This window comes from Bacillus sp. J41TS8 (assembly GCF_018333035.1).
GTDB lineage: Bacteria > Bacillota > Bacilli > Bacillales > Bacillaceae > Bacillus > Bacillus paralicheniformis.
In genome coordinates this window covers 313323-335902 of record NZ_BORF01000003.1, presented here as the reverse complement: position 1 = coordinate 335902, position 22580 = coordinate 313323, and the positions used below count along the sequence as shown (strand labels likewise).

18 protein-coding genes and 1 riboswitch are annotated in these 22580 nt (G+C 46.7%); of the genes, 5 read left to right on the top strand and 13 right to left on the bottom strand.

Annotation, left to right across the window (positions count from 1 at the left end):
* Positions 1-20 precede the first annotated feature (20 nt).
* From KI350_RS06915 to sspJ, 9 genes are all read right to left on the bottom strand, one after another.
* Positions 21-1403 carry a glycoside-pentoside-hexuronide (GPH):cation symporter gene (locus KI350_RS06915; protein ID WP_373367302.1) on the bottom strand — a complete coding sequence of 461 codons (1383 nt, stop codon included), beginning with the start codon at positions 1401-1403 and terminating at the stop codon, positions 21-23.
* A 41-nt stretch (positions 1404-1444) separates the two neighbouring features.
* Positions 1445-2866: a glucuronate isomerase gene (gene uxaC, locus KI350_RS06910; RefSeq protein WP_020452921.1), complete on the bottom strand. Its 1422-nt coding sequence runs from the start codon at positions 2864-2866 to the stop codon at positions 1445-1447.
* Between the two features lie 173 nt (positions 2867-3039).
* Positions 3040-4797: a sensor histidine kinase gene (locus tag KI350_RS06905; RefSeq protein WP_020452922.1), complete on the bottom strand. Its 1758-nt coding sequence runs from the start codon at positions 4795-4797 to the stop codon at positions 3040-3042.
* Entirely contained in the window at positions 4794-5522 is a 729-nt protein-coding gene (locus KI350_RS06900; protein ID WP_020452923.1) for a response regulator transcription factor, read from the bottom strand. Before KI350_RS06900 ends, KI350_RS06905 begins: the two co-directional genes overlap by 4 nt.
* Before the next feature lie 171 nt (positions 5523-5693).
* A complete protein-coding gene (locus KI350_RS06895; protein WP_043054605.1) occupies positions 5694-6461 on the bottom strand; it encodes an ABC transporter ATP-binding protein in 768 nt (255 codons plus the stop codon).
* Positions 6462-6524: 63 nt separating this feature from the next.
* Positions 6525-7538, bottom strand: coding sequence for a FecCD family ABC transporter permease (locus tag KI350_RS06890; protein ID WP_212930449.1), 1014 nt, complete (start codon positions 7536-7538; stop codon positions 6525-6527).
* Positions 7538-8602: a FecCD family ABC transporter permease gene (locus KI350_RS06885; protein WP_023856260.1), complete on the bottom strand. Its 1065-nt coding sequence runs from the start codon at positions 8600-8602 to the stop codon at positions 7538-7540. The genes KI350_RS06890 and KI350_RS06885 overlap by 1 nt, the downstream gene beginning before the upstream one ends.
* A gap of 156 nt (positions 8603-8758) precedes the next feature.
* A complete protein-coding gene (locus tag KI350_RS06880) occupies positions 8759-10162 on the bottom strand; it encodes an amino acid permease (RefSeq protein WP_020452927.1) in 1404 nt (467 codons plus the stop codon).
* Positions 10163-10276: 114 nt separating this feature from the next.
* Positions 10277-10453, bottom strand: a riboswitch (Lysine riboswitch).
* 159 nt (positions 10454-10612) lie between these two features.
* Positions 10613-10753, bottom strand: a complete 141-nt coding sequence (gene sspJ / locus KI350_RS06875) for a small acid-soluble spore protein SspJ (RefSeq protein WP_003185183.1) — start codon at positions 10751-10753, stop codon at positions 10613-10615.
* A 239-nt stretch (positions 10754-10992) separates the two neighbouring features.
* Here sspJ and KI350_RS06870 point away from each other — a divergent pair, with 239 nt between their 5' ends.
* The 3 genes from KI350_RS06870 to KI350_RS06860 all read left to right on the top strand — a co-directional run bounded on the left by KI350_RS06870 (position 10993) and on the right by KI350_RS06860 (position 15073).
* Positions 10993-11463: a metal-dependent hydrolase gene (locus KI350_RS06870; protein ID WP_023856262.1), complete on the top strand. Its 471-nt coding sequence runs from the start codon at positions 10993-10995 to the stop codon at positions 11461-11463.
* A 99-nt stretch (positions 11464-11562) separates the two neighbouring features.
* Positions 11563-13422 carry an LTA synthase family protein gene (locus KI350_RS06865; RefSeq protein ID WP_065643738.1) on the top strand — a complete coding sequence of 620 codons (1860 nt, stop codon included), beginning with the start codon at positions 11563-11565 and terminating at the stop codon, positions 13420-13422.
* A gap of 199 nt (positions 13423-13621) precedes the next feature.
* Complete coding sequence (locus KI350_RS06860; RefSeq protein ID WP_065643739.1) at positions 13622-15073, top strand: MDR family MFS transporter; 1452 nt, start codon at positions 13622-13624, stop codon at positions 15071-15073.
* A gap of 39 nt (positions 15074-15112) precedes the next feature.
* On the opposite strand, the gene KI350_RS06855 is transcribed toward KI350_RS06860, so the two are convergent.
* Both KI350_RS06855 and KI350_RS06850 read right to left on the bottom strand, forming a co-directional pair.
* Complete coding sequence (locus tag KI350_RS06855) at positions 15113-15952, bottom strand: aldo/keto reductase (RefSeq protein WP_020452931.1); 840 nt, start codon at positions 15950-15952, stop codon at positions 15113-15115.
* Between the two features lie 87 nt (positions 15953-16039).
* The gene (locus tag KI350_RS06850; protein ID WP_020452932.1) at positions 16040-16900 is read right to left on the bottom strand and encodes an ROK family protein; all 861 of its coding nucleotides are present in this window, start codon (positions 16898-16900) and stop codon (positions 16040-16042) included.
* Positions 16901-17164: 264 nt separating this feature from the next.
* Here KI350_RS06850 and KI350_RS06845 point away from each other — a divergent pair, with 264 nt between their 5' ends.
* Both KI350_RS06845 and KI350_RS06840 read left to right on the top strand, forming a co-directional pair.
* Positions 17165-18289 carry an aminotransferase class V-fold PLP-dependent enzyme gene (locus KI350_RS06845; RefSeq protein WP_065643740.1) on the top strand — a complete coding sequence of 375 codons (1125 nt, stop codon included), beginning with the start codon at positions 17165-17167 and terminating at the stop codon, positions 18287-18289.
* Between the two features lie 76 nt (positions 18290-18365).
* Positions 18366-18776 carry a DUF5412 domain-containing protein gene (locus KI350_RS06840; RefSeq protein ID WP_065643741.1) on the top strand — a complete coding sequence of 137 codons (411 nt, stop codon included), beginning with the start codon at positions 18366-18368 and terminating at the stop codon, positions 18774-18776.
* Positions 18777-18864: 88 nt separating this feature from the next.
* Here KI350_RS06840 and KI350_RS06835 read toward each other — a convergent pair whose 3' ends face one another.
* Together KI350_RS06835 and helD are read right to left on the bottom strand one after the other, a co-directional pair.
* Positions 18865-19749: a carboxylesterase gene (locus tag KI350_RS06835; protein ID WP_020452935.1), complete on the bottom strand. Its 885-nt coding sequence runs from the start codon at positions 19747-19749 to the stop codon at positions 18865-18867.
* 474 nt (positions 19750-20223) lie between these two features.
* Entirely contained in the window at positions 20224-22560 is a 2337-nt protein-coding gene (gene helD / locus KI350_RS06830; RefSeq protein ID WP_065644326.1) for an RNA polymerase recycling motor HelD, read from the bottom strand.
* Between the last annotated feature and the right edge of the window lie 20 nt (positions 22561-22580).

Genomic DNA, 22580 nt, shown 5'->3' with positions numbered 1-22580 from the left:
TTTTAGAAAATGAAATTCCGCTATGGTCTCGCTTCGATTTCCGCGATCATTTCGGCATGCTTCTGATCTGTCAGACGGTACAGGTAGCCGAGAACGAGAATGGCCGCCGTCAGCGCCGCTGCAGGATACAAAAGGAGTATCGCTTTAATGCCGAGCAGCGTCCCCGCTTTTTGGGTCGCATTCGGCACATAGCCGATAATGCTGAGACCGATCCCCGACAGGAAGCCGGAGAGCGACTGAGCCAGCTTTCTCGAAAAGTTAAACAGCGAGTATACCGTTCCTTCTTTCCGTTCCCCTGTTCTCCACTCGCCATAATCGATTGCGTCTGATACAAATGCCCAGGTGATACCGTTCGGAATGCTGATGCCGATAAAGGCGATGCTGGCGAGAATCGTAAAAACAAAGACATTGCCCGGTACGAAAAAATTGATCAGATCCGCACAGACGGAAACCGCGAGCCCCAAAATAGCGGTATGCTTTTTCCCGAACAGCTTCACGAGCTTCGGCAGCATGATGACGCCGATAAAGGATGAGCCGATGATGATAAAGTTCATGTAGGCCATCAGTTCGGCGTTGCCGAGGTTATACTGTGCGAAATAAATCAGCATCGCAGATTTAAGGTTATAGGCTGAAATCGTAAAAATGGTCATGAATATAAGCGTAAGGAGCGGTTTATTCGTAAAAAACGTCTTTGATATTGCTTTGAATGTCACTTTTTCCTGTTTGTACTTCTCATCTTTTACGACAATCCGTTCCTGGCAGTTTCTATAGCAAATGTAGAAAAACAACACACCGAGAAAAGACATCAGCCCCATGACGACCGGATAGGCAACCGCAGGGTTGTCAAACCTGACGATCATCGGAATGACAACAATGCTCGTCACAAACAGGGCGCCCAGCGAGCCGGCCTGTCGAAAGGAAGCAAGCGAAGTCCGCTCCACCGAATTTTGCGTCATGGCCGCCCCGAGCGAGCCGTAAGGGATGTTGACAAAGGAATAGCCGAGGCCCCAAAGCATGTATGACGCATAAGCGTATATGAGTTTGCCCGTCGGTGACAGATTCGGCGAGATGAAGGTCAATATCGTCAAAATCGCGAGCACAAAGCTTCCGTATAGCAAATACGGCCTGAATTTGCCTTTCGGCCCGATATTCTTCCTGTAGTCGATCGATGTTCCCACAATCGGATCGACAAAAGCGGCAAAAAGTTTGCTCACAAGAAAAATGCCGCCGGCCGCTGCCGCCGGAATACCGGCAACATCCGTAAAAAACTTCAAAAGATAGAGCTGTCCAAGGTCAAACATAAATCCGTTCCCAAAATCTCCAAAACCGTAAGAAACCTTTTCTTTTAAACTTAATTTCTCTTGAGTGACGGTGACTGTTTCGGTTTGTTTGTTCGTCGATATTTCCATGAAAAAGCAGCTCCTCTGCTAGCCATTTTGTGACTCTATGCTTTCAAACGATCTTTCACTTCAAACTGGAAATAGTGTTTTGCATTTTCGTAGCAGATCCCTTTGACGATCCGTCCCAGAAGCTCGATATCATCCGGCGCTTCTCCTTTTTCAACCCATGTGCCGATGACATCGCAGAGCAGGCGCCTGAAATATTCATGTCTTGTGTAGGAAAGAAAGCTGCGCGAATCAGTCAGCATACCGATAAAACGGCTCAATAGTCCGATGTTGGCGAGCGATTTCATTTGTTCGAGCATGCCGTCTTTCGTATCGTTGAACCACCAGGCGGTGCCATGCTGGATTTTCCCCGGTATCCGGCCGTCCTGGAAGCTTCCGCAAAGGCTTGAAATCACGACGTTGTCTCGCGGATTTAAAGAATACAAGATCGTTTTTGGCAGCGCGTCTTTTCGGTCAAGAGAATCGAGAAAGCTGCACAAAGGCTTTGCGATGTCCTGATCATTAATCGCATCATATCCCGTATCAGGCCCGAGCTTCCGGTACATTTTGCTGCTGTTGTTTCGGAGGGCGTTAATATGAAGCTGCATCGCCCAGCCCTTCTCCGCATAGCATGTTCCCAAATAGTGCAGGGTAAAGGATTTAAATTTGCACTCTTCCTCAGGCGAGGCGGCTTCTCCGTTCATCACCTTTGCAAAAATCGGACGCACTTCGCTTTCATCTGTTTCCGTGTACATCATTTGATTGATGGCATGATCCGATATCCGTCCGCCTAGTTCATGGAAAAAGTCAATTCTGTTTTTAAGCGCTTTCAAAAAATCGTCATAATTTCCTATCTTCATAGCGCTTGCTGCTTCAAGCTTGCTCACCCAGGCGGCAAAGCCTTCTTGATTGATTTCCAGCGCCTTGTCTGGCCTAAATCCGGGTAAAACGCTTACATTAAAGTCTTCATCTTTCAGCTTCATATGATATTCAAGACTGTCTGCCGGATCATCCGTCGTGACAACCGTTTCAACGTTTGATTTTTCAATCAAGTCTCTGGCGCCGAACCCTTCTCCGGTCAGCTGTTTGTTCACCCGCTCCCAAATATGCGGCGCGCTCTTTTCATCAAGCCGTTCATCGATGCCGAAAAACCTTCTCAGTTCCAAATGGGTCCAATGATAAAGCGGGTTTCCGATCGTCATCGGAACCGTTCTTGCCCAGGCGCTGAATTTCTCTTCGTCTGACGCATCTCCTGTAATAAACTCTTCGGATATTCCATTGGCCCGCATTGCTCTCCACTTGTAATGATCCCCGTACAGCCATACTTCGGTCAGGTTTTTAAACGTTTTGTTTTCGTAAATTTCCTTTGGGTTCAAGTGGCAGTGGTAGTCGATGATCGGCATCCCTTTAGCATACTGGTGGTACAACACTTTCGACGTTTCATTCGTTAAAAGAAAATCGTCATTCAAAAACGGCTTCATAAAATCCCCACCTTTCCTTATTTAATGTTAACGTGAACATTTCTTTTTGCAATACAATGTGAACGTTAACATTTAATCTTATTTTATACGAACCTCGCCTTCTTTTCCATTATTTTCTCAACATAAAAGAAGCCTAAAGGCAATAACCTTTGGCTTCTTCTTTTTCATACCGCTTATTTGGCGGTTTTAGGGTTTTTCTTAAATTCCATCGTAATTTCCGTCCCGCGGCCTGTCCGGCTGTCAACGGCGATGCAGCCGTCGTGAAGGTGGACAAGTTCCAAAGAAATCGCAAGGCCGAGACCGCTTCCTTCTGTCGCATCTTTTGTATGCGTTCCTCTGTAGTAGCGGTTAAATAAATTTGAGACGGTTTCCGAGTCCATGCCTCTTCCGTTGTCTTGAATTTTAAGAATAATATATTGCTTGGTTTCTTCAAGGATCACCTTGATGTCAGTGCCTTTTTTGTTATGCTTGACGGCGTTGGCAAGGAGGTTTTCCAGGACTCTTCTGAACCAGCCTCTGTCTATCGCAAACTCGGTATCTTCTTGCGTATATTCAAAAGAAACGTTGTACCCTTCCGAAAACGAATGGCGCTTAAACTCTTCAACGAAGCTTTTTAAAAACGGCACAAGCCTCACTGTCTGGCGTTTAATCGGCAAGGCGTCGTTTTTCAGCCTGTACGTCAAGTTCAGGTCTTCGATGAGCTGTGACATGTAGTCCGATTTTTCTTTCATTGCCTGGCCGATTTCACGGATTTCTTCTTTTGACCACTCATAGTTTGGAGACTCCAGCATCATGCTGTAGCCGTAAATCGTGCTGAGCGGCGTTTTTAAATCATGGGAGAGCCCCGCGATCCATTCCTCCCGAGTCGTTTGGATTTTCTTGCGGCTTTGTTCGTCTTTTTTCAGCGTTTCCGTCAGCTGCTCCATCGATTCAAACACTTCTGTGAACAACCGGTACGGCTGTTTTCGCTTCCCTTTTTTGTTCCGGCTTTGCGGGCGGCCTTTCCGATTTCTCGGCTCTTCAAATCGCCCTTTTGAAAGGTTGACGATCCATTTAATCGTATGGATGATCGGCATGCCGAATCTGAAAGAATACCAAATCGTCATGGAAGACATCAATACGATCAGAACGCCGATCACGAGCAGAACGATTTTTAAAGCGAGCCCGATCATCGTCCTGTTGAACTCATGATCCGGATTATAAATCGGGTTCGGGGTAGCGGCAATCAGCCATTCTGTCGCGCTTAAACGCCTGTATGAAAACTCGTGCTCGTAGTTCCATGGCTTCGATCCGTATTTTAAAAGTTCCAGCTCAGTGATGCCCTGGCTGTAATCTATGTCCTGATAGAGCGAGTTCAACATTTTCCCTTTTTCGCTGAACAGATAAACCGATCCTTTGTTTTTCTTAATGAAATCAAGCGTGCTTTTTTTATAGGAAGAAAGGTCCGCCATATCCTTCTCTTCCTTTTCCAAATAGGACAGGATCGTATCGCTTTTCGACTCCCATCCGAATAGAATCACGTAGTCTTCACCATTGAAATTGGCAGACCAGAAGTTGACTTGATATTTTTTGATTCTTTTTTTGTCAAAGACTGATACGAGGTCTTCCCTGTGGTACTCCCTCTGAATTTCCGAAGGAAGGCGGTAGGAATAAACGGTTTTCTCCTTACCGTCTAATATTTGAAGCCAGCCTCCCTGTTTGTCGATAGCCGATTTCAAGATATCTTCAATCTGCCAATTATTATTGTCATCCACACTGACCCAGCTTTCAAAAGTGTCTGATGTGGCTTTTGCCAAGCCTGTATCCGCTTCGCTCTCGCTTAACCGGAGAGCGAAAAAGATGAAGGATAACAGCAGAGTGGCGAGGACAAGACCGAGAATCAGGAAAATCTGGCTGACAAAATGGAGAACGAGCTTTCCTCTCAGCTTCATCCTTCGCTCTCTTTTCTTGCAGGATTGGGAACGAACTTATAGCCAAGACCGCGAATCGTGACGATATATTCGGGGCTGCTCGGGTCTTTTTCGATTTTCTCCCTCAGTTTTCTGATATGTACCATAACGGTGTTGCTGTCTCCGTAAGATGGAACGCCCCACACTTTTTCATAAATTTGGTCCTTGGAAAGCACTCTGTTCGGATGATCGCAAAAATATTGCAGAAGCTGGAGAAGCTGTGCGGAGCAGCTGACCGTTTCTCCGTCCACGATCAGCTCCGCAAAATCGGGATGAAATGTAAACCGTTCATATTCGTAGGCTGAAGATACCGAAGCAGCTGCGACTTCTTTATGTATATACGTTCTTTTTAAATGCGCTTTAATCCTGGCAATTAACTCCAGAGGATTAAAAGGTTTTGTAATATAATCATCGGCTCCGTAGGCAAAACCTGACAGTTTATCGAGGTCCGATGTCTTCGCCGTTAAAAAGAAGATCGGGGCGTTGGTGTGCCGTCTGATTTCAGGGGATACATCAAATCCTGTCTGTCCCGGCATCATGACATCGAGAAGTATTAAGTGCACGGTATCCTTTTTCACGATGTCGAGCGCTTCTTCTGCGCTGCTCGCGGTCAGCACTTCTGAAAATCCTTCCTTCGTGAGGACGCGCTTGACCATTTGAACAATGGCGTCTTCGTCATCCACAATCAAAATTGTCGCATTTTCCAAAATCCTTCTTTCCTTTCTGTCTATATCATGTTTTGATATCCTCATCTTACCATCTATTATATCTTTATCGGCACCCGTTTTCTGATTTTAAAGTAAAAATAAACTTTTTTAGAAATGATTTTTTACTTTACGAAATCATGGAATAAAAAAACAGACATCGTCTGATGTCTGTCAGCCGGTTGCCAGCCTCTGATCCTCTTCTTTTTTCAATAGATCATAAGTCAGGCACACCGGTTTTCCTGTGCGCGGGTCTAAAATAATTTCCGCATCAATCTGAAACACTTTTTTCAATACCTCTGATGTCATGACTTCATGTGGAGCGCCCTCTTTGACAATTGCACCGGAGTTCAGCGCCACCATGTGATGGGCAAAGCGGGCGGCATGGTTGAGGTCGTGAATGACCATCAAAATCGTTCGGCCTTCTTCTTTGTTGAGCTTTTCCAGCAGTTGCAGAATTTCAAGCTGGTGCGCCAAGTCCAAATAGGTTGTCGGTTCGTCGAGCAGCAAGAGCTCCGTTTCCTGGGCAAGAGCCATCGCAATCCAGACGCGCTGGCGCTGTCCCCCGGAAAGGGCTTCGATCGGCCGGTCATAAAAAGGCAGCATTCCTGTCACTTCGAGAGACCATTCAACCATGCGGCGGTCATCGGCCGAGAGCCTGCCCATTCCCTTTTGATGAGGAAAACGGCCGTAAGAAACGAGCTCATATACGGTCAGACCGCCTGGCGCCTCAGGGGTCTGCGGAAGAATCGCCATCTGTTTGGCTATATCTTTCGTCGACATTTGGTGGATCGCTTTGCCGTTTAAATAAACGGCGCCCGTTCTAGAACGCTGTATGCGTGCCATCGTTTTTAATATGGTTGACTTGCCGCACCCGTTCGGACCGATCATGGTCGTTACTTTTCCTTTTGGTATGTGGAGGTTTAAGCTTTCGACTATCATCTGTTCTCCGTAGCCGATCCCCAGGTTGTTTGTTGAAAGAGACACCTTGCACCCTTCCCTTCTTTAATTTGTTTTCATGAGCAAATAGATAAAGTACGGCGCGCCTAAAGCGGCAATGACTAACCCTACGGGAATTTCCGAAGGCGCCAGTATCATCCTTCCGATTAAATCCGCCAGCAAAAAGAGCAATGCTCCGGTCAACGCGGAAGCCGGGATTAAAAGCTGATGCTTCGGCCCGACAAGCCTTCTGGCAATATGCGGAGCCACAAGACCGAGAAACGTAATATTCCCTCCAGCCGCTACACACGCGCCGCTCAGCGCGGCTGCCGACAGAAGCAGTATGCGCCGCTCCTTTTCAACTGCCGTTCCAAGCCCTGTTGCGAGCTGATCACCGAGATTCAGCACGTTTAAATAGCGCGCTTTGTAGAGAATAAAAGGAAGCAGCACGACAATCCAGGGCAGCACGGCCGAGACAAAGCTCCAGTTTGAACTCCATATATTTCCTGACAGCCAAACAGCCGCCTGCATAAAGTCATTCGGGTCCATTTTCAGCTGCAGCATTAAGATGGCCGCCGAAAACGCCGCATTCACTCCGATGCTGACCAGAACGAGGCGAATGGGATTCAAGCCTTTTTTCCACGCCAGCAAATAGATGGAAACGACTGCAAAGCAGGCTCCCAAAAATGCAAAAATCGGCAGGGAAAAAACGAATCCTTTTTGCAGATTTCCAACATTCCCCTGAAAATAAAAGATGAACAGCACAACGGCAAAACCTGCTCCCGTATTGATGCCCAATATCCCCGGATCGGCCAGGTCATTCCGCGATATCCCCTGCCAGACGGCTCCGGAGACAGCAACTCCCGCACCGATCAGCATGGCGAGGACCATGCGCGGCAAACGGAATTCAAATAATACAAGTTCATCCTGCGGCGTTCCGAAACCGAACAGTGTTTTCAATGTATCAAGCGGGGCGATGCGGATTTCTCCCATGTTCATGCTTAGTAAAAACACGGCGACCGTCAGCACGGCCATGACGAGCATCACCGCAGCCGCCCGTCTGCTGTTTTTCTTGAGCATTACAGTCCACTCCTTTCCCTGCGGGCCAGATAGAGAAAGAATGGTACGCCGACAAGCGCCGTGACTGCTCCGACAGGTGTTTCGAACGGCGGATTGACCAGCCTTGCCGCAATATCCGCATAGATCAGCAGGACGGCGCCAAGCACCGCTGAGCATGGAATGATCCAGCGGTAATCAACCCCGACCAGAAAGCGGGTAATATGCGGAATGATCAATCCGATAAAACCGATTGCCCCGGCAACGGACACAGCGGCACCCGTCAGCAGAACAACCGACACGATTCCGATCGCTTTCACCGTCTTCGTATATTGCCCGAGCCCTTTCGCCAGCTCCTCTCCCAAGCTTAGAACCGTAATGGAACGGGCGATGACAAAAACGACGGCCAAACCGAGAGCTGCCGCCGGAACCAACAACTGAATGCTGAGCCATTTCGTGCCAGCGACACCTCCGGCATACCAAAAACTGACGTCGCGCGCCACATCAAAATGGATCGCAATGCTCGTAGAAAGAGCGCTCAGAAATGTGCCGACAGCCGTACCGGCCAAAGCCAGCTTTACAGGCGTAAGACCGCCTTTTGAAAACATTCCGATCGCAAAAACGAGTCCCGCTCCAAGACCCGCGCCGGCAAACGACCAGATCATCAGCCCGACCGATGAGGTTCCCGGAAAAAAAGCAAACGCGACAGCAATTGCGAAAGCTGACCCGTGCGTGACGCTCATAATTTCCGGCGATGCGAGAGGGTTTCTCGTCATCCCCTGCATCACGGCTCCGGAAACCGCCAAGCAGGCGCCCACAAGAGCCGCACTTACCGTCCTTGGCAGTCTGAGTTCCTGAATAATTTGATGGGCCGTATTTTTCGCATCAAAATGAAAAATGGCGTCCCAAACCGTTCCAAGCTTTATATCAGCCGCACCGAGCGCAATCGATAATGCGGCGCCAAACAGCAGTAGCATGATTCCGCCGGCCAGGACAAAAACAGCTCCAAGCGGACGGCTGATCGGTTTCTGTTCTTCATCAGGGCCATCCGCGCTGTTGATACGATGTATGTTTTTGCAAGAGCTCACTCGATGCCATTCCTTTCGATCTTTTTAACCGATAACGATTATCATTTTCATTTTATAGTATAACAGGCCTAAGCGGAAATTTTAATCAAAAATTTCGGCGGGAATCAAAAAGCCAGCCGATCTTCTGCTAAAAGACCCGGCTGGCAAAGAACTTTATCACACTTGATTATTTTTGAACTTTTTGTAGACGAACGGGTAGATCGCAAGACCGACGAAAAACAGCCCGATTCCCAAGATAAAGGTGGTTAAGTCAGACGTACCTGAAACGATGACCCATAAAGAATACACCAGAGCAGCCAAAGCGATGATGCCGTCCCCTGTTCTTGAACCTTTCAGTTCACCGTATGTCTCCCCTTTGAGGATGAGCTTCAAGCTGAAAACAGCCGCTACAAGATAAGGCACAAGGTAAGCGAGCGTCGCCGACGTTGTTAAAAACGTAAAGGCCTCGCTGATCGTTCCCGAAACCGTTGAGAAAATAAAGATCTGCGACATCACGTTTGTGACGATCAATGAATTAACCGGGCTTCCCTTTTTGTTCGTTTTCGCAAAGAAAGCAGGAAAATCACCGGCCTTTGCCGCCTGATACGGAACCTCTGCGCCGATTAAAATCCAGCCGAGCATCGATCCAAACAAAGAAACGATTGCCAAGACCGCCATAATTACGCTGCCAAAGCTGCCGATGATCACGTGCAGCACATCAACGAACGGTTTATCCGAGGCCTGGAGCTGATCGTGCGGGATGACGCCCATCGTTATTAAAGTGATGACCATATAAATGCCGAGCGCAATTAACAATCCGGTAATCGTCGCGCGTTTGACATCGCGCTGGGATGATGCGCGCCCTGATAAGATTACCGCAGACTCGATGCCGACAAACGCCCACAGCGTTGAAATCGCCGCATTGTGAACCTGTCCGCCCAGCCCAATACTTTTGCCTTCTGATTCGATTGGAAAATAAAATGATTCGAATAAAGCCGTCTGAAAAACGAACAAACCTGCAACAATAAACAGGACAAACCCAAGCACTTTTGAAAAAGTTGCTAAAAAGTTCAGTTTGCCCGCTCCATTTATGCTGGAGACTAAGATGAAATGCGTCCCCCATAACAAGATTGTACATACGATAAATGTCAAGAGCTGGCCGAGTGTAACGGGGTGGCCGCCGAGTTCAATCAGCTCGCGTCCGTCAGTTAAGATCGGCAGGAAAGTCGTCAAATAGCCTGCAAGGCTTGTAATGATGGCCACGTTGCTGATCCAGCTTGCCACCCAATACCCCCATACCATTGTAAAACCTGCCGCATTCCCTTTTTTAGGGTCTGAGAATAAAGCTCTTGCATAGCTTTGCGGACCTGCTTTAAGATCCGGGCGGCGAATGGATAAATGACCGAATACAAGGGCGATCATCAGCACCCCCGCACCCGTCACCAGCCATGCCGCCGTTACGCCGAACGGGCTTGCCGTCTGGGCGAGTGTGCTGGGGAGCATAAAAATCCCTGAGCCGACCATATTGCCGACAACAAAAGCGGTAAGAAGCCAGAAGCCCCATTTTTTTGTCTGTTCCATAAGATATAACCTCCGAGCATTTTATAAAAAATATGCCGGACCAGACCGTGAGATCATTCAAAATAAAAAAAGCATGAACAAAAGTCCATGCTTTGGTTAAACATACACTCTTGATCTCCGGATAGCCCTCCGCGGGAAAACCCGCGGCAGTCCTGCACTTATTCAATGCAGACCCAGCATAAAGAATGAATGGCTTCCTTATGCTTCGGCGCTGATGCCTTTTGCATATGATCATCGGCCCCATCAGCCTCACACATGCGACTCATCATCCGCGCAACCTCTACCTCACTAAGAGTTAAGAGTGAGGATTTATCACATATTCTGAAAAGAGGTTACCAGAGAAATTTTAATCTGTCAAAGGGAAGTGATGGAAAAACGGACAGCCGCGCCAAAAGGCCGCCTGTTTCGGCAGCCTTCTGCAGAATGGAAGACGGCGCTTCCATCTGTCATTTATCGGTTGTTTTTCTTTTTGTTGACCGCCTCTTGCAAAGGGTCTCCTTTCAGCGCTTGTCCTGCATCTTCAAGCGCCCCCCGAACGGCGTTTTGGTCCTTTTCCTTATTTCCTCTATCTTTATTGAAGAAAATACCCAAATGAATCACCTCTTTAAAAATGTGGTACAATTTTAATTTGGCTTATCACTTTAAAATTATGCAGAACCTTGAATGTGTTTTTTAACTGAAAACACCATATTCTAGATGTAAACATGCTGATTGCCTCAGGAAAATGCGTTTTTTGCCTGACAAGTTGCCACCATCTGTCTTGAAGGCCGCCAGAACTCTTGATATAGTTTTCATTAGGAAATTGTTATAGGTCTTAAAGGAGAAGCGATATGACAGGAAAAACACACATCATGGGAGGGGTCGCTTCTTGCACGGCTGCTGCTTATTTTTACGGATATGATCCAGTGTTCATGACAGCTTCGGGCGTTATCGGAGCATTGATTCCGGATATTTGCCATACAAAGAGCAAGATCGGCAGAAGGCTACCGATTTTATCAGCAGTGGTCAGTTCTGTCTTCGGGCACAGGACGTTTACACACAGCCTGCTCTTTTTGCTCATCACGGCATTTGCGGCACATTTATATTTTACAGATCAGAGCATTTTTGTCGGATTGATGGCCGGAATGGCGAGCCATCTGCTCCTTGATGCCGGGACTGTAAACGGCATCAAACTTTTCTTTCCGTCCGCCATTAAGGTTCGGCTGCCCCTTTATATTAAAACCGGCGGGAAGGCGGAACAAGGCGTTCTGACTGTGCTCACCGTTGTTTCGTGCTATTTTATTGCGAACTTGATCGCCTGACGAAAGGGACGGTTTGACCGATTGCTGTATTATGCTTTGTTCAGTCGTTTTATCTTGGTGTTGTTTACCTGCGGGGATTATATGTGAGGAGCTATTTATATGAAAGAACAATTTTTTAAAAAGCAGTGGTTTTTATGCCTATCCATATTTTTTATGTGGATGAAAACGTACTTCATCTACAAGCTGGGCTTTAATTTACAAATCGACAACGCACTTCAGGAATTGATCCTGTTTATCAACCCGCTTAGCTTTCTCATCCCTGTACTCGGCATCAGCCTCTTTTTTCGCGAAAAAACGCAGCGCCTCTATTTAATCGGGGCTAATGTCGTCCTGACGGGCATCTTGATTGCAAACAGTATTTTCTATGGTTTCTACATCGATTTCATCACTGTTCCCGTCCTGTTCCAGGCAAAAAACCTCGGGGGGCTTGGGAGCAGTTTTCAGGAGCTGTTCAATCCGGTTTTCATCGCGCTTTTTCTGGATTTGGTTCTTTTGGTCTGGCTGGCAAAAACGCGCACTAGAACCGGCAAAAAGCTTTCCGCTAAAGCCGTTAAGATCTACTACGCGGCAGCCGCCGGCACGGTACTGTTTAATCTCGCCCTGTCGGAGCTGGATCAGCCGAAGTTTTTAAGCTACTCCTACGACAGGGAAGTGCTTGTAAAAAACATCGGCTTATATCAGTTTCATCTGTTGGACGGCATTTCACAGACCTTTAATTTGACACAAAAAGCTGTCGCTGATGAAAACAGCCTGGCAACGATCGAGAACTACACAAACGCTGACTACAGCAAACCGAACCAAGATATGTTCGGGATTGCCGAAGGACGAAACGTCATCTTTGTAACGCTTGAATCCACTCAGACATTTGTCATTAATGAAAAGGTGAACGGGCAGGAAATCACACCGTTCTTAAACAAATTCATTCAAAAAAGCTATTATTTCGACCATTTTTATCAGCAGACCGAACAGGGAAAAACGTCCGATTCGGAATTCATTGTCGCCAATTCGCTCTATCCGTCTCTGAGCGGCTCGGTGTTTTTTACGAAGAGCGAAAATGCGTACAATTCGATGTATAAAACACTGGCAAACCACGATTACAGAACATCGGTTTTCCACGCCAACCATAAAAAATTCTGGAACAGGGACGTCATGTACAAAGCCCTTGGCATCGACAGCTTTTATGACGTCTCCCATTTTCATGTGACACCTGAAAATTCAACGGGCTGGGGGCTGAAGGATAAGGAGTTTTTAACGCAATCGGCCGACTTGATGAAAGACTTGCCGCAGCCCTTTTACAGCAACCTGATCACATTGACGAACCACTTTCCGTTTCAAATTGATGATAAGGATAAGCTGATCGATGAATACGACTCGGACAGTGAGATTTTAAACCGGTATGTCACGACGGTACGCTATGAAGACGAATCATTGAAGCATTTCATTGCAAAATTGAAGAAAAACGGCCTTTACGACAATTCCGTGATCGTCTTCATGGGAGATCACTACGGCATATCAGAAGCGCACAACGATGCGCTGGCTCAATTTTTGGGCAAAGACGAAATCACCCCTTACGATACCGTTCAGCTGCAGCGTGTGCCGCTGATTATCCACATTCCGGGGGTAACGGATCAAGACCCGAAAACGATATCTGAAACAGGCGGCCAAATTGATGTCAAACCGACATTGCTCCATTTGCTCGGAATTGATACAAAAGGCATGATTCAATTCGGTAATGACCTGTTTTCGAACGAAAGAATGCCTTTCGCTGTGTTAAGAAACGGCAGCTTTATAACAGATGATTATATCTACACGAAAAATACGTGCTACAGCAAAAAAACCGGGGACATGATCAACGACAGTGAGGACAAATGCGGTCCGCTCATAGAGAAGGCGAATCAAGAGCTTTCCCTTTCCGATAAGATTATTAACGGTGATTTGCTGAGATTTTATAAAAAATAATCCGTCCCCTTTAAGCCGGATTCCCCCGGCTTAAAGGGGCTGTTTAAATTGAGGGACAGCTGGGTATTATATACCGAATGTTAAAAATGAACTTGCGGTTTTGCAGTTCCTTCGTTACCCTAAATAAAAAGAGAAGTTATTTCGAGTACCGATTATTTCATAAAGTGTTATAAAAAATGATAAATAAGAAGGTTTTAATATGAGTGAAACACAGCATAAGACAAATCAATTGCCGATTGTTGCCGTCTTGATTATGGGGACTTTTATCGCCATTTTGAATCAGACGCTATTGACGACGGCTTTGCCTCCGATCATGAGGGACTTAAACATTACGCCGGGGCTTGCCCAATGGCTGACGACCGTTTTTATGCTCGTGAATGGGATCATGATTCCAGTTACGGCTTTTTTAATTGAAAAATTCACGACGAGAAAGCTGTTCATGGCGGCAATGTCTTTATTTACGGCTGGGACTCTGATCTGCGCCTTGTCATTCAGCTTTCCGGCACTGATTGCAGGACGCGTCGTCCAGGCGGCCGGCGCGGGCATTATGATGCCATTGATGCAGACGGTGCTTTTATTGATTTTCCCAAAAGAAAAGCGCGGATCAGCGATGGGAATGGTCGGGCTTGTAATTGCCTTCGCTCCCGCTGTCGGACCGACCCTGTCAGGCTGGATCGTCGACCGCTACCCTTGGGAAGTATTGTTTTATCTGTTGCTTCCGTTTGCCGTTATCGACATGATTGCCGCACACTTTATTTTAAAAAATGTCACCGAACAGACGTCACCTAAGATGGATGTTACTTCCATCATCTTGTCTTCACTTGGCTTCGGCGGCATTTTGTACGCCTTCAGCAGCGCCGGTGTTGCGGGCTGGACGGGTGCGGACGTGCTGGCTGGCTTCGCGGTCGGCAGCGTTACGCTGTTTTGGTTCATTTGGAGGCAGCTCCATTTGGAAGAACCGATTTTGGAATTCAGGGTATTTAAATATCCGATGTTTACACTTGCGACGATTATCGGGATGGTCGTCTTTATGTCGATGATCGGAGCGGCGACGATCGTGCCGATGTATATGCAGGATATGCGCCATTTCACGGCGATGGAATCGGGAATGATGCTGTTTCCGGGAGCTGTCGTGATGGGGCTGATGTCTCCGATTACCGGAAGAATTTTTGACAAAATCGGCGCGCGGATCTTGAGCATCACCGGTTTGACGGCGATCTTCGTGACCACATTGCTCTTGACCCATCTGACAAAGACGACGCCTTTTGCGTATTTGTCTGTCGTCTATGCGATTCGGATGGTCGGCATGGGGATGGTGCTCATGCCTGTTACAACAGCCGGCTTGAACCAGCTCCCGCGCCATTTGATTCCTCACGGAACGGCCATGAACAATACGATGAGACAGATGTCCGGATCGATCGGGACGGCTGTTCTCATCACCATCATGGCACAGCGTGCGCTGGCCGATCCTGCCGGTCCGTCTTCGGATACAGCGATGATTCACGGCGTCAATCTGGCGTTTATGACCGCGGCCGCATTGTCGGGAATCGGATTGGTTCTCTCATTCTTTATTAAGCAGCACCGCCGCGGACGGCTCGACGGCAGCAGAAGGAAACAAGCGAAAGGCCGCTTGGCCATTCATGAAAAATAATAAATCCCGGGTTTTTATGAACCCGGGATTTTCTTATGCTTATTCGAATCCGTGAACCATTGTGTCAGGATCGGGACCGACGCGCTCATCTTTGTTAAGAGCGTTGATTTTTTCGATATCTTCCGCTGTTAATTCAAAGTCAAATATGTCGGCATTTTCAATAATGCGGTGTTCTTTGATTGACTTCGGAATGGTAATGACTTCATTTTGCAAATCCCAGCGCAGGATGACTTGAGCGACGGATTTGTTGTATTTTTTAGCGATGTCAGTCAGCACTTGATCATCGAGGAGTTTTCCCTGCATGAGCGGGGACCATGCTTCCACCTGAATGCCCTGCTTTTTGCAGTAGTCCCTGAGCTCAGCCTGAGTCAGCCGCGGATGGAACTCAACCTGATTGACCATAGGTTTAATTTCCGCATCTTCCAATAAGCTTTCCAAATGGTGCACATTGAAGTTGCTGACGCCGATCGCTTTTACTCTGCCGTCTTTGTACAGCTTTTCAAGCGCGCGCCACGTATCTTTATATTTGTCTTTTCCAGGCCAATGAATCAAATATAAATCAAGGTAGTCAAGACCGAGTTTTCGAAGGGTTTCATCAAAAGCCGCCAATGTTTTTTCATATCCCTGATCGCTGTTCCAAACCTTTGACGTGATGAAAAGCTCTTCGCGGGGAACGCCTGCTTCTTTAATCCCTTTGCCGACGCCTTCTTCGTTTTGATAGATAGCGGCTGTGTCAATGCTCCGGTATCCGTTTTTAATGGCTGCTTTCACAGATTCTACAACTTGGCTGCCTTCTTCCACTTTGAAAACTCCAAGTCCGAACCATGGCATTTTCACACCGTTATGTAATGTCACAGTATCCTTTAAACTGCTTACCATTTTGAACGACCACCTTTCTTTTTTTCATGCTTTTAAACGCACCGCTGTTATTATCTCACACTGGGTGGATTTTACAAAACAACTTGCTCAACCGGCTTCATAAGCCAAAGCGAGCGCACCGGTGATTCCCTGATCGTCGCCGAGACCCGGCGGTACGATGTATCCTTCAAGATCAGGCAGGTCAACATATCCGTTCATATATTCGGCAAGCTTTTTGCGAATCAGCGGGAACAGCTGCTGCTGCTTCATGACACCGCCGCCCATGATGATTTTTTCAGGGCACAGGATCAAGATATATTGCATGAGAGCCTGCGCTAAGTAGTCGGCTTCAATCTCCCAAACTTCCTCGTTTTCAGCCAAATCATTGCCCTTTTTCCCCCAGCGCTTTTCAAGCGCCGGACCCGATGCCATTCCTTCAAGGCAGTCCTTGTGATACGGACAGATTCCTTCAAACGTATCGTGCGGATGCCGTCTAATGAGAAGGTGACCCATTTCAGGATGGAGCGTGCTCTGCACAAGCCGGCCGCCGACAATCGCTCCTGCTCCGATTCCTGTACCGACTGTAATATACAAGCAGCTTTCCAATCCTTGCGCCGCTCCTTTTGTCAGTTCGCCAAGCGCGGCAGCGTTTACATCAGTCGTAAACGAAACCGGTATGCCGAGCCTTTTTTTCAACTCGGGAATAAACGGGTACCCCTTCCAGGCTAATTTCGGCGTATTGGTTATGTATCCGTAATCCTCTTTATCTTTTGCAACGGATATAGGTCCAAAAGAGCCCACTCCCATTGATGTGAGCTGATACTTGCTGAAGAAATCAGTCAGTTTTCCAATAGTCTCTTCAGGAGTCTCCGTCGGGATCGTCAGCCTGTCAATGATTTCTCCTTTTTCTGTTCCAACTGCACAAACAAACTTTGTGCCTCCTGCTTCTATTGCACCGTAATGTTTCATCCTCTCGGCTCCTTTTCATCTGTTTGAATTGCTTTAATTGAATCATAAATCAGACGATGAAAGAAAGCAATCGCACTGAACAATGATTCACCAGAGCATGGGAGCTTTTGATGCTGACGGAAGAAAGCTTCCCGAAAATGTGACAGTTTTCAAACAGCTGCAGCAGTTGTTCTTTCGCTTAAAGAGGCTTCTGCCCGCTTAATTTCAACTGTGAAAAAGAGGATTTTTTCAGGCCCGCTCGAAGCTTTAATGAGGAGGGATATCATGAAGCATCCATTCCACACTTACCGTTCTTTATTTCCGATATTGTCTGGTCATGTTCACCTTGCCGCATGCTCCGGCAGCGCGTTGGCTCTGCCTGTTGCCAAAGCGGTTGATGAGTATCAGAACGGCCTTTTAACAGCCGGTGCAGACTGGAAAGCGCATCTCGACAAGATGGATGAAGCCAAGGAAAAATTCGCCCGGCTGATCGGTGCCGAAAAAGAAGAGATAGCCGTTTTGCCGTCAGTATCTGACGCAGTGGCGGCTGTCGCTGCTTCATTGCCGCAGCCACCACACCGAAGGCAGATCGCCTTCACGGATATCGATTTTCCTGCCGTCGGCCAAATTTGGCTTGCGCAAGACCGCTTCAAAGATCACCTCATCATCATTCAGAGCGAAGACGGGATGATTGACTTGGAACAATACGAAAAAGACGTTACCGATCAGACGCTCTTGACTTGTGTACCCCATGCCGGCTATCAGAACGGGTTTAAACAAGATGTAAAACAGATTGCCGAGATTGTTCATCAAAAAGGATCGCTTTTATTTGTCGACGCCTATCAAACCGCCGGACACATTCCGATTCATGTCAAAGACATGGATATCGACATCCTTGCGGCGGGGACGCGCAAGTACATGCTCGGCATTCCCGGAACGGCTTTTTTGTATATGAAACGCGAACTTTGCGGACAATTTGAGCCGAAGACGGCCGGCTGGTTCGGCAGGAACAAACCATTTGCCTTAGATTCATGCTTTGCGGAAGGTGCGAAACGCTTCGAGTCGGGGACACCGTCATTTATCAGCATTTACGCGGCAGACGCGGCACTGAGGCTGCTGCTTGAAGCAGAGCCCGACAGGATCGAGCACTACCTGCGGGAGCTCGCGGCATTCTCTTTGCAATACGGGGCGGAAAAAGGCCTGAAGATCATAGGCCCCGAGACCGTACATAACAGAACAAGCCTGATCTCGGTGTATGCCGAAGAGGCTGGCCGTATGGAAGCTCTCTTGCGTGAAAAGCATATCATCGTCTCAGCGCGAAACAACGTCATCAGAATAGCCCCGCATTTTTACAATACAAAGGAGGAAATCGGGTTTGTGATGGATGAGATGGCGGCGCTCTTTGGTTAACCCTGCTTCAAAATAGACAGAATACGATTTTTTCCTTAAACTATAAAAAACAATTTTCACCAAGGAATGAGAAAAATTGGAGCTTTATATTGACGGAGAAATAGAAGAGCAGAGGAAGCCACCGTGCCGAAGCGTCTTGTTTGCTATTTTGGCTGTTTTGCTTGTGTCAGGCATTCCCATCGGATATATCGTGTATACGCATTTTTACTCGATGAATCATCTGCCGAAAGGAAATTGGATTCAGTCTTCCGCTTCGCCGAATCAAGCATACAACCTGAATTTGTATAGCGTGAATAAAGGCGGGGGAACGAACTCCCCTTCCGTCAGAGGGGAATTGACAACGGTTGCCACCGGTGAACGAAAAAACATCTATTGGGGATACGAAGAAGAACATGTCAAAATCGAATGGCAGGACAAATACCATGTGTCCATCAACAACAACGTGCTGGATGTCAGAACTGATATATATGATGGAAGAAGAGAGTGACAGCGTCACTCTCAGCCTTTGAAAAAAGTTTGTATGACCGCTCGTATAAGCCGCTGCATCTCCATGAAATGGACAACAAAACTGTGGTTTATTTACTGAAAAAACGTAATATACGTTCATTTACGTATTGAGGCTTTTCCATTGATAAAACGTGACCTGCCTGTTTTATGATTTCCGCTTTAATACCTGGAACTAATGTTGAGGCGCGATGTAAGGCTGATTGCGGGTCATAGATGACTTCATGTTCACCCAGCAATAATAGAATAGGGACTTTTACTGATTTTAATTCGTCGTCAGTGAAAACATACGGAAATCCGTCAGCGTTAGGCCTTGGCTGTCTTAATCCATCCTGCCACATTACGCCTGCATGAAACTGCTCTGCAAAAACCGGGTGTAACACATTACGATCTGTCATCATCCAATTTAAGAAATTCTCTACTCCATCAGGCTCTGTGAGGCTAAGAGCGTATTGATAAAAATCGTGATGAAACGGCAAAAATGTTTCCGCGGGACTAAGGATCGCTGCGCTCTCTACTCTCTCTGGCGCACGTAAAGCGAAATTCATCGTATGAAGCCCGCCAAGCGAAAGACCAACCATGTGCGACTTCTCTATCCCCAAAGCGTCGAACACTTCGAGAAGCCAATCAGCGTAACCCGCCCTCGTACCGCATAAATCTGCAGGGATGCTTTTGTTCTTATCACCTATGATATCAATTGCGTATGTTCGGTATTTGCTGCTCCAATCCTCGATATTGGGGTACCACATAGTGGAACTGAATAATGCGCCGTGAAGCAATACAAGCGGCGGGGCATCTTCAGGTCCGCTTGCAATAATATGCGTTTGGCCGAAACGGGTAGATACGTAGAAAGTTTTGTAATGAACTGGCCAAAGACCAAGGCTTTCCTTATAAGCCCGAAAATAGCGAATGCCGCTGTCACTTAAATCAGGGGTAATCGGTGAATGGTTTGACATGAAATATTTCCCTCCCAATAAATCCTCTTCAAATGAATATGCCGTTTCGTGCAGGGGAGTTTGTCATTATATATAACAGACTCTATATATAATATATTACAGAATAAATTAATCATCAAATTCCAATTTTAAAAAGCTTTATATTATGATACAGAACTATAAAATTTAATATAACAGATTTTAATTAACGATTTCGATTTCGTAATCTCCTGCATGTAAAATGAAAATAGAAAATATGTTATATATCCTCAAGAAAAAGAGAAGCGATTTGATGAATAAAAGCTTTTATATTATTTAGCCAGACCACTTTCCTCTATATACGCTGGAAATCATTTCATTTTTGTTTAAGATGACAAACTCTTTAACCTGCCAGAATATGAAGAAGATTGCCACAGACTCAGCCTAGTGTAGAAAAGTTTGTAAATAAAAAAACTTATGGAAACAATGGTTTCTCCAAAAAAGAGAGTGACACCGTCACTCTCTTTTCGTATACATATCATTTGAAACACCGTTTAAAAAATGCGTTTCCTTTCCAAGGGAAAAGAGATGGAGCTCATGCATCGCCCTCGTGCACGCCGTATAAAACAGAGTCCGCTCTCTCTCTTTTTTGTATTGTTTTTCAGAAGCGTCATAAATGACGACGGCATCAAATTCGATCCCTTTCGCCAAATAGACGGGAATGACGATCACGCCTTTTTGAAACGTTCTCGTTTCTTTATCGATCAGTTTAAGCTCTGTATGCTGCTGAAGATGCCGGAACGCATCCCTGCATTCCCGGACTGTTTTACAGATGACTGCAATCGTCTCAAGTCCTTCTTTTTGAAGGGCGGTTATAAGGGAAGCCATCTGTTTATGGTGTGCATGAAGGTCGGCCAATATTGTCAAAGTCGGTTTTTTGCCGTTCCTGTTAAAGGCTTCGATCTCTTCGCCTCCCTCGATGATGCGCTTTGTCAATTCAACAATTTCTTTCGTCGACCTGTAGCTGCGCTTCAAGGTGATGATCTCCGTTTTTTCGCCTTCAAACACGCCTCCCGACAGGAGCGTCTTATCGTGATACGCATGGGCAAGAATCGCCTGGTTTAAGTCTCCCAGCATTGTGATGCTGCACGCGGGAAACAGGCTCTTCAAAAAAGCAAGCTGAAAAGGCGTGTAATCCTGGGCTTCATCAATGAATAAATGGCGGATTGCCCTGTTTTTTCTCCCGCCTGTTAGCTGGTTTTTCATATATAAAAAAGGGACGGCATCTTCATAAGGCAGCTTCTCAAAACGAAAGCTTTTCCGGGTGAATGTGCAAGTGCTTTGCCAGTCATCAGGACGGGTTTGCGGGGTATAGCGCCCGGAAAAAAGCTGAAGGTACGTTCCTTTAAAATCAATAAAGCCGAACGCTTTTACCGCTTGCTTGAGCGGTTTGAACTCCCTTTCGGCAATGATAGCGGCAAGGAGGTTTTGTTCCCTTTCATAATCGTCAAACGTATTCTCCGTAAATCGCTGTTCTTCCTGAAGACGTTTATAGGCCTTTAAATATTCCTCTTTATCCAGCAGCTCGCTTTCCTCGATGACCCAGTCTTTTTTTCTTTCTTGGCGTTCGTATTTGTTCAGCAGCTGTAACAGCCATTTCCCCGTTTTTTCAATCCGGTTGGACAGCGTATCTGCATGATCAAGGGCCGCGAAAAATTCCCGCACCTGATCGCTTGTAATGATCCTTTTTCCGCGAAAGGCGATATGTTTAAACACCAGATCCAGACGCCCTTTTGCCAAACATTTGACATAATCATCGATAATGCCTTTGAAGGCCAGACCTGATTTCAATTCGATTGATTTCATCCGGATGCGCTGCTCCTCATCGTCTGAAGCCGTTAAACAATATTCGAGCTGATCGAACGGAGTCTCGCACGAAACCTGCTTTCCAAGGCGGCGCGCCACAAATTCCTGGAATGTCGTCTGCTGGATGTTTTCCTCTCCGAGCTCAGGCAGAACATTGGCGACATAGCTGTTAAAAAGCAGGTTTGGAGAGAATAGCAGCATCTGGCTCGACTCGATCTGCCCGCGACCGCGGTACAGCAAATACGCAGCCCGCTGCAATGCCGCCGACGTTTTTCCGCTGCCAGCCGCTCCCCGAACAATTAAAAAGCGGCTTCTTTCGTTCCGAATAATCTGATTCTGCTCTTTTTGAATTGTGGCGACGATGCTTTTCATCTGAATATCTGCCTGCTGCCCCAGGACTTCCTGAAGAACTTCATCTCCAATCGCCATATCCGTATTAAACATCGCTTTCAGCCGGCCGTTTTTGAAGAGAAATTGCCTTTTCAGCTCAATCGTTCCCCTGGCCGTCTCGTCCGGAACTTCGTATTGAGCCGCACCGGGACCATAGTTGTAAAACAGACTGGAAATCGGTGCTCTCCAATCATAAATCAAGAACCGCTCTTCTTTTTCGTCCATTAAAGAGGCGAGTCCGATGTAGACGGATTCAGCGTTTTCTTCGCCGTCCTCCAAAAAATCTACACGGCCGAAATAAGGCGATTCTTTCACTTTTAACAAGTTTTTCAACTCGTTGTAAAACTGCTTATGACTCCTTTCCCTTTCAGCCAAAAACTCAGCCTGCTGTTTAATGCTAAAAAATGTTTCAACCGCTTCGTTTTCATCGGCCAAGTTTACGGTGACATCGCTCCAGAAATGTTTCCGTAAATCGATGATATCCTCCTTCAATCCGCCGGTCTTTCCCTTTAGAGAATGAAGCTTCTGATCCAATTCCTTTAAAACAAGCCGGATTCGTTTTTCCTCTTCCAGCCATTCCTGACCGTTTTCCTGCACGCTGACCACTCCCTAAAAAG

Bases quoted from the DNA above. Each gene is read 5' to 3' on its own strand.
- uxaC (WP_020452921.1), bottom strand. From the start codon at position 2,866: ATGAAGCCGTTTTTGAATGACGATTTTCTTTTAACGAATGAAACGTCG.
- KI350_RS06905 (WP_020452922.1), bottom strand. From the start codon at position 4,797: ATGAAGCTGAGAGGAAAGCTCGTTCTCCATTTTGTCAGCCAGATTTTC.
- KI350_RS06895 (WP_043054605.1), bottom strand. From the start codon at position 6,461: ATGATAGTCGAAAGCTTAAACCTCCACATACCAAAAGGAAAAGTAACG.
- KI350_RS06890 (WP_212930449.1), bottom strand. From the start codon at position 7,538: ATGCTCAAGAAAAACAGCAGACGGGCGGCTGCGGTGATGCTCGTCATG.
- KI350_RS06880 (WP_020452927.1), bottom strand. From the start codon at position 10,162: ATGGAACAGACAAAAAAATGGGGCTTCTGGCTTCTTACCGCTTTTGTT.
- KI350_RS06870 (WP_023856262.1), top strand. From the start codon at position 10,993: ATGACAGGAAAAACACACATCATGGGAGGGGTCGCTTCTTGCACGGCT.
- KI350_RS06865 (WP_065643738.1), top strand. From the start codon at position 11,563: ATGAAAGAACAATTTTTTAAAAAGCAGTGGTTTTTATGCCTATCCATA.
- KI350_RS06860 (WP_065643739.1), top strand. From the start codon at position 13,622: ATGAGTGAAACACAGCATAAGACAAATCAATTGCCGATTGTTGCCGTC.
- KI350_RS06855 (WP_020452931.1), bottom strand. From the start codon at position 15,952: ATGGTAAGCAGTTTAAAGGATACTGTGACATTACATAACGGTGTGAAA.
- KI350_RS06850 (WP_020452932.1), bottom strand. From the start codon at position 16,900: ATGAAACATTACGGTGCAATAGAAGCAGGAGGCACAAAGTTTGTTTGT.
- KI350_RS06845 (WP_065643740.1), top strand. From the start codon at position 17,165: ATGAAGCATCCATTCCACACTTACCGTTCTTTATTTCCGATATTGTCT.
- KI350_RS06835 (WP_020452935.1), bottom strand. From the start codon at position 19,749: ATGTCAAACCATTCACCGATTACCCCTGATTTAAGTGACAGCGGCATT.